The organism is Actinomadura sp. BRA 177 (assembly GCF_013372625.1).
GTDB lineage: Bacteria > Actinomycetota > Actinomycetes > Streptosporangiales > Streptosporangiaceae > Spirillospora.
The window spans coordinates 21,723-28,907 of the sequence record NZ_JABXFD010000388.1 but is presented as its reverse complement, the minus strand read 5'-3'; the positions used below and the strand labels follow the sequence as shown (position 1 = coordinate 28,907).

7 protein-coding genes are annotated in these 7,185 nt (G+C 74.0%); 5 read left to right on the top strand and 2 right to left on the bottom strand.

What is annotated here, in order from left to right; all coding sequences use genetic code 11:
• Together HUX53_RS23110 and HUX53_RS23105 are read left to right on the top strand one after the other, a co-directional pair.
• Positions 1-179 (top strand): zinc ribbon domain-containing protein (locus tag HUX53_RS23110; RefSeq protein ID WP_176405097.1); only part of this gene is annotated, 179 nt, incomplete at its 5' end.
• Between the two features lie 89 nt (positions 180-268).
• Entirely contained in the window at positions 269-1,528 is a 1,260-nt protein-coding gene (locus HUX53_RS23105) for a hypothetical protein (protein ID WP_176405319.1), read from the top strand.
• 40 nt (positions 1,529-1,568) lie between these two features.
• Here HUX53_RS23105 and HUX53_RS23100 read toward each other — a convergent pair whose 3' ends face one another.
• A complete protein-coding gene (locus HUX53_RS23100; RefSeq protein ID WP_176405318.1) occupies positions 1,569-2,243 on the bottom strand; it encodes a peptidyl-tRNA hydrolase in 675 nt (224 codons plus the stop codon).
• Between the two features lie 101 nt (positions 2,244-2,344).
• Here HUX53_RS23100 and HUX53_RS23095 point away from each other — a divergent pair, with 101 nt between their 5' ends.
• A complete protein-coding gene (locus tag HUX53_RS23095) occupies positions 2,345-3,415 on the top strand; it encodes a hypothetical protein (protein WP_176405317.1) in 1,071 nt (356 codons plus the stop codon).
• A gap of 8 nt (positions 3,416-3,423) precedes the next feature.
• Here the strand turns inward: HUX53_RS23095 and HUX53_RS23090 are convergent, their stop codons facing one another.
• On the bottom strand, positions 3,424-3,999 hold the full coding sequence (locus tag HUX53_RS23090; protein ID WP_176405316.1) for a TetR/AcrR family transcriptional regulator: 576 nt from the start codon (positions 3,997-3,999) through the stop codon (positions 3,424-3,426).
• 54 nt (positions 4,000-4,053) lie between these two features.
• On the opposite strand from HUX53_RS23090, the gene HUX53_RS23085 reads away from it, so the two are divergent.
• Complete coding sequence (locus HUX53_RS23085; protein WP_176405315.1) at positions 4,054-5,859, top strand: MFS transporter; 1,806 nt, start codon at positions 4,054-4,056, stop codon at positions 5,857-5,859.
• Positions 5,790-7,154 (top strand): LamG domain-containing protein, encoded by a 1,365-nt coding sequence (locus HUX53_RS23080; RefSeq protein ID WP_176405314.1) that lies wholly within the window; start codon positions 5,790-5,792, stop codon positions 7,152-7,154. Before HUX53_RS23085 ends, HUX53_RS23080 begins: the two co-directional genes overlap by 70 nt.
• Positions 7,155-7,185: the final 31 nt, after the last annotated feature.

The window sequence follows — 7,185 nt, the reverse complement described above, 5'->3', positions numbered from 1 at the left end:
CCTCGCAGGGGTGCTCGGCGTGCGGCCACATCAACAAGAAGAACCGGCCCGACCAGGCCACCTTCAAGTGCACGTCGTGCGGCTTCGCTGAGCACGCCGACGTCAACGCAGCCCGCAACATCGCCGCACGCGGCGCAGCGGGCTGGGCAGTGAGTCACGCTGCCGACGACGCGGCCTGACACCCCGCCATCCGGGTGAGTCAGTCAGAGCTGCAAGCTCGCCCCTTCAGGGCCGAGAAGCTGACCCGCGACGTCTACGATTCCTGGGGGTGCGCGTCGAGAAGCTCGTGCGGCCGCTGACCGTCCCGGACTTCAAGGCGTACGGGCGCGCCGAGGCCAAGACGACGCTGCCCGCGGGCACGTACTGGATCTCGATGGCGCAGGGGCAGAAGCACTGGATCCAGGCCATGCTCAACGAGGACTCCTACACGCCGTTCCCGTACTTCTACGACGTGACGGCGTGGAGCCTGCCGCTGCTGGGGAACGTGTCCGGCGGATCGTCCGGGGCCGTCCTGCATCCGCGGGCGGTTCGGGTGCCGACGCTGCCCGCACCGCGTCCGGGGCATGAGGGCAAGGCGCCGAAGCTCGGCGTCCTGCAACTGTCGGCGACGTCGTCTTCGGCGCGTGAGTCGACCGGCTGGCTGCGGCACCGCCTCGACCGCGAGTGGAAGCTGCCGTTCACGCTGCTCACCCCGGCGGATGTGGCGGCGGGCAAGCTGAGCGGCATCGAGGTGCTGGTCACGCCGGACGGCCCGGCGTCGTCCGCCTACACCGCGCTCGGCGACGCCGGGCGGGCCGCGCTCCAGGACTGGACGCGGGGCGGCGGCCGGTACGTCGGCTGGCAGGGCGGCGCGCAGCTCGCCGCGCGGCTCGGCCTGACGACCGCGACGCTCGCCGAGCCCACGTCCGACATCCCGGGCTCGCTGTTCCGCGTGCGGGTGGACGAGTCGAGCCCGCTGGCGAAGGGCGTCGGCGCGACGGCTTGGAACTTCACCGCCTACGACCTGGTGATGACCGCGTCCAGCGGCGTCGCCGTGTCGTACCCGCAGGTGGACTCGCCGGACTGGTTCGTGTCCGGGTTCGAGCGGGGCGCGGCCGAGCTGGGCGGCACCGCGGCGGTCGTGGACCAGCCCGTCGGCCAGGGACGTTCCGTGCTGTTCGCGGCGGAACCGAACTTCCGGGCGTTCACCGACGGCACGGCCAAGCTGCTCGCCAACGCGATCCTCGGTCCCGCCCCGGCGCGGGCACCGGCGCCGCAGGGGACCGCGAAGGCCGCGCAGGAGGCGGCGGAACTGCCGTCGTACGAGTCGCCGATCCGCGTGTCGGTGCAGGCGGAGGACGCCGCGAAGGCCGCGGCCGTGCTGCGCTCGGCCGGCGCCGAGTGGGCCGAGAACCGGTCCGGCGGGGTCGTCCACTACGTGATCGACAACCCGCGCGGCCTGCCGGTGGACCACCACCCGTTCGCCGGGCGCCTGCCGTCCCTCATCCGCGTGGCCGGCATCGTCCCGGTCGCCGTCACCCTTCCCTGACCGCAGGCGCGGCGTGCCGGTGCGTCCGGCACGCCGCGCCCTATTTGCGGACGATCCAGGCGATCGCCGTCATCGTGCCGGGCGCAACCTCGGTGAATCCGCCGTCGCGCACCGCGATGGTCGCCTTCCGCGCGGACTTGCTCCACGGGACGTCCCGCGCCAGATGCACGGCCGCGCCCGCCTCGACCCACGCCGCCACGTCCTTGCGGCGGCCCTGGCGGAGCAGCAGCTGGGCCGCGTGCCCGCACTGCGCGGCGGCCTTCCCGGTCGTGATCGTCACGTCCGGGTTGAGGGCGATCACCGCGTACGGCGGCTCGGGCGGTGGCGAAGGCTCCTCGGCCGCGGCGAGGTCGAGACCCGCCACCTGCAACTTGGCCAGCTGCGGCGGGACGTCCGACACGGGGCCGGGCGGGAAGGCCCGCACCTGCGCGCCGGCGTGCTCGACGGTGATGCCGGGCAGCGCCTGCGCCTCCGGCCACCGCACCCCGCGCGCCCGCCGCGTCACCTTCCGGATGCGCCGCGACTCCCACGCGCGGACGGCGTCGCGCCATTCGCCCTCGGGGCCGGCCGCGCGCGGGTCGGTGAGCAGCCGGACGACCGCGGTCGCCGCCGCCTCGCAGACCGCGCCGTGACTGGGCGGATCGGCCTTCTCGGCGCGTACCACCAGCTGCATGGCCCAGGGCGGATCGTCGCGGGGGTCGTAGTCAGGTCGCACGCGCAGGAGTATTCCAAACCCGATCCGGCTTTCCCCTGGCAGATGTGGGTAATGCAACTCTAACCGTCCCCCGGACGTCGTTCAGGTACGGGAGGTCACCGGTGACCAGTGGCGCATGGAGTGATTCCATACCGGGAATCGGCACGTACTTCGTCGGTATCGACGTCGCCCCTGGCCGCTACAGATGCGAGGACGGCAAAGGCGGCTGGTGGGTGCGCTTCACCGGCCCGGGCGGGGGCGACCCCGTCGGCTCGTGGCCGCTGCCCGCCGGTCCGACCGAGATCGAGATCGCGCGGAGCGACTTCGCGTTCGAGACCCACGTCGGCACGCCCTGGCGGCGGATCGCGCCGCCGCGCGCGCCCGCGGACGGCTCCCCCGCCGAGCCCCGCCCGGTCGCCGACCCGACGCTGCGCGCCGAGCTGGACACGATCGTCGAGCGCCGCCGCCCGCTGCTGTGGCTGGCGCCGCTGACCGTGCTCGCCCTCGGCCTGGTCGGCTCGCCGCTGCTCGGCTCCCTCTGGCTGATCGGCCTCGGCATGCTCGCCGTGCTGGTCGCGCTCGGCACCCCGTCGGTCTCCCTGGACCTGCGCCGCGCCCGCGAGCTGGAGCGGCGCCGCGACCGCTACCTGACCCCCGAGGACCTCGACGACGAGGGCCGCGCGATGCTCGGGCGCGTGCAGGCGGCGATCGACGCCGTCCGCGACTCCGCCGTCAACCGCGAGGGCCTGCTGGACGCGGTGGACAACGCGGTCACGCTGCCCCGCCAGGAGTGGGAGATCGCGCAGGTCCTCGCGAAGCAGTCGAAGCTGCGCGCCGACCACGCGGAGATGGCCGGGGAGGACGTGCTCCCCGAGGTGGCGGCGGCGCTCCGCCCGCTGCGCGACAAGCTCGACGTCTCCATCGAGGCGGTCACGCGCCGCGTCGAGGCGCTCGAACGCTACGCCGCGCGGGCCAAATCGGCGGACGAGGTGCTGCGCGCCCAGCGCCACCTGGAGCGGATCGCCGAGAAGGCGCACGAGTACGACGAGCTGCTCGCCGACACCGTCCGCGACGACCTGGCGCTCCCCGCGATCGAGCGCCTCACCGAGCAGGGCGACGAGCTCCTGCGCACCCTCCGCGACCGCCTCGCCAAGGCCGCCGAGGCCGGCAGCGAACTCCCGCCCCCGCGCTGACCACCGGGTCAGCGACCTGGGAAGAGTTCGTCCAGGTCGCGGCGCAGGATGCCCATCGCGGACTCGGCGCTCCGCCGTCCCGCAAGGACGCTCGTGCTGAGGCCGTGCGCGAGCGCGAGAAGGCGTGCCGCCTCCATGGCCGGATCGGTGGTCTCCGCGAGAAGCTCGGCGAGCTGCCGCTCCAGCCGCTCCGGGCCGTCCACGAAGGGCTGCGCCGCCAGCGACGGCTCGGTCAGCGCCAGGACGGCGTACGACGTCCACACCTGGTGGAACAGGCGGCTCTCCGGATCGGTCGGCAGCACCTCGGCCAGCAGTGCCTCGGCGACCTCGCGCGGTGACGGATCGTCCAGGCCCGCGAGGCGCGCTGCCCACCGCTCATGGCTCTGCCGTTCGAGGCGCTCCAGCGCCGCGTTCATGAGCCGCGCCTTGCTCTCGAAGTAGTACTGGACGAGCCGCAGCGAGACCCCCGCCTCGGCCGCGACCGACCGCATCGTGACGGCGTGCAGCCCGTCCCGTCCGGCGGCGCGGACCAGCCCGTCGATGATCTGCGCGCGGCGCGCGTCGTGGTCGGCGGTTCTCGGCACGCCCCTATGATACCGATGTACCATAATGATACAGCCGTATCAGCAAGGAGCCCCATGACGCCACGGCACCGCGCCCTGCTCGCCCTGGCGTGCGCCGCGCAGTTCATGGTCGTGCTGGACGTGTCGATCGTGAACGTGGCGCTGCCGTCCATCCAGGCGGACCTGCGCATCGGCCCCGCCGACCTCCAGTGGGTCGTCAACGGCTACGCCCTGCCCTTCGCGGGCCTGCTCCTGCTCGGCGGACGGCTCGCCGACGTCTACGGGCTGCGCCGCGTCTTCGCCCTGGGCCTGGCCCTGTTCACGCTGGCGAGCCTGACCGGCGGGCTCGCGGACGCGCCGGGCCCCCTCATCGCCGCCCGCGCCTTCCAGGGGCTCGGCGCGGCGCTCCTCGCCCCCGCCACGCTGACCGTCCTCACCACCACGTTCGCCGGCGACGTCCGGCCCCGCGCGCTCGCCGCCTGGACCGCCGTCGGCCTCGCCGGCGGGACGGCCGGCAACCTCGCCGGCGGCGTCCTCACCGACGCGCTGTCCTGGCGCTGGGTCCTGCTCGTCAACGTGCCGATCGGCGCCCTGGCGCTGCCGCCCGCACGCCTGCTCCCGGACGCGCGGGGCGAACGGCGGCGGCTGGACGTCCCGGGTGCCGTCCTGGCCACCGCCGGCGTCGCGTCCCTCACCTACGGCGTCACCCGCGGCTGGAACGCGCCCGCCCTGGCCACCGGCGCCGCCGCGCTGGCGGCGTTCACCGTCCTGCAGTCGCGGACCGCAGCCCCGCTGCTCCCCCTCCCCCTCCTGCGGATCCGCACGGTCGCGGCCGGCAACGCGGCGATGCTGCTCGCCGGGGCCTGCCTGAACCCGATGTGGTACTTCCTGGCCCTGTCCATGCAGGACGTCCTGGACCTCAGCGCCCTGCAGACGGGCCTCGGCTTCCTCCCGCACACCCTGCTGACCATGGCCGTCGCCCTGCGCGTCACGCCCCGCCTGATGAGGCGCGCGTCCGACCGCACGCTGACCACGATCGGCGCGCTGATCGCCGCCGCGGGCTTCCTCTGGCAGAGCCGCCTCTCCCCCGGCGGCGCCTACCTGCCGGACGTCCTCGGCCCCGCGGTCCTCATCTCCGCCGGCGGCGGGCTGCTCAACACCCCGCTCACCAACGCCGTCACCTCGGGCGTCCCGGAGCACGACGCGGGCGCCGCCTCCGGCCTGATGAACACCGCGAAACAGACGGGCGCCGCCCTCGGCCTCGCGGTCCTGGTAGCCGTCACCGACGACTACTCGACCGCCTTCCTGGCCATGGCGATCACCCTCCTCGCCACGGCCGCCACCGCCCGCACCCTCCCCGCACACCGGTCTTGTCAAGATCGTGATCTTTCCGCACCCGCCGTCGCCCGTCCGGCTGACAAGATCACCCGGACTCGTTCGCACAGACATGGCCGGCGTCCCCTCCCCGCTGCGCCGCCTGTCGCGTCCAGGAGGCAGGAATGCGTTCACGACGAGCACTCCCGGCCCTGCTCATCGCTCTGGCGGTGGCGGTACCGGCGACCATCGTGGGGAGCCCAGCCTCAGCACAGGCCGAGGCGATGCCCGCGCCCACCGTCACATCGACCGACTACCCGGACGACAGCGCATGGCACGACGGTGTCGGGATCTACGGCGACTTCACGATCGACGACCCGAGCGACCGGGCCGTCCGGTACGACGTCAGGATCAACGGCACCCGGCTCCTGCAGCTCCCGACGCAGAACGGGGAGCCGGTCACCGTCGCCATCGCGCCCTATCGGTCCGGGCCGCTCATGCTCCACGTCGGGGCCTTCGGCCCGGCCGGCGAGAACGGGCCGGCCACCGACTACACGTCGCTGGTGAACGCGGGCAGCGCCCCCAAGGCCCGGTGGAAGCTGGACGAACCCGCCGGGACGCGCCTGCTCGCGGCGGAGACCCGGGAAGGCGAGGAGCCGGTCACCGCGCGCGCGATCGGACGCTTCGCCACCGGGGTCGAAGGACAGTCCGGGACGGCGGCGCGCCTGTCCGGCGGCCGCGCGCAGACCCGGACGCCGGTGGACACGAGCAAGAGCTTCACCCTCACCGCCTGGGCCAAGCCGTCGGCGGACGGCGACTCGGTCGTCATCGCGGCGACCGGACGCCGGCGGAACGCGTTCTCGCTCCAGTCGCGGGACGGCCACTGGGCGTTCGTGAAGTCCGACGTGGACAGGCGCGGAGCGGCGACCGTGCAGGCCGTCGCCGAACAGCCGGTGTACCCGGGAACCTGGGCGCAGCTGACCGGCTCGTACGACGCGACGCAGAAGCGGCTCCGGCTGTACGTCAACGGGGTCCTGGCGTCCGATGTCGCGGCCGGTGACAGCGCGTGGAACGCGCGGCGTTTCCTGCGGATCGGCGCGGGCGTCCGGCCGCACGCGCACGCGTTCCGCGGCGACATCGACGAGGTCCGGGTGTACGACCGGATCATCGTCCCGGAGGAGGCGGCGGCGCTCGCCCGCCTCCCGAAGACGACGCACGGGCGCTGGAAGTTCAACACCGACGGGTCGGACGATTCCGCGTTCGGCAACGACATGACCCTGCGGGGCGGCGCGGCCATCGACCCGAGCGCCGGGCTCCAGGGGTGGGGGTCGCCGGCGGGCCTGATGCTCGACGGGACCGGCGCCTACGCCGAGGCCGCGGGTCCGGTCGTCCGCACCGACCGGAGCTTCACCGTCTCCGCCTGGGCGAACACGGAGCAGGCGACGTCGACGGCGTCGACGCTGCTCTCCCTGCCCGGTGACAACGTCAACCGGTTCGCGCTGCGCTACCAGCAGGAGACCGGCTGGGAACTGGTGATGGCCGGCTCCGACAGCGCGGACGCCGGGACCGTCCTGGCCCGCCAATGGAGTTTCCCCGGATCGTGGGACCACATCGCGGTCGTCTACGACGCCCCCACGAGGACGGCGACCCTGTACGTGAACAGCCTGCCCTCGGCGAAGACGGGCGTGAGCGCGTTCGACGCCGGGGGCGCCCTCCAGGTCGGGCGGTCCGCGATCGGCGAGCCCGAGTACTGGACCGGAGCCGTCGACGACGTCTGGGCGATCCAGGGCGCGCTGAGCCGGGAGCAGGTGGCCATGCTCGGTGGCGGCATCGAGTTCGACACCACGGACTGGCCCGCCTGAACCCGCGGCGCGGTGGCGGCCGCCGGGCGGC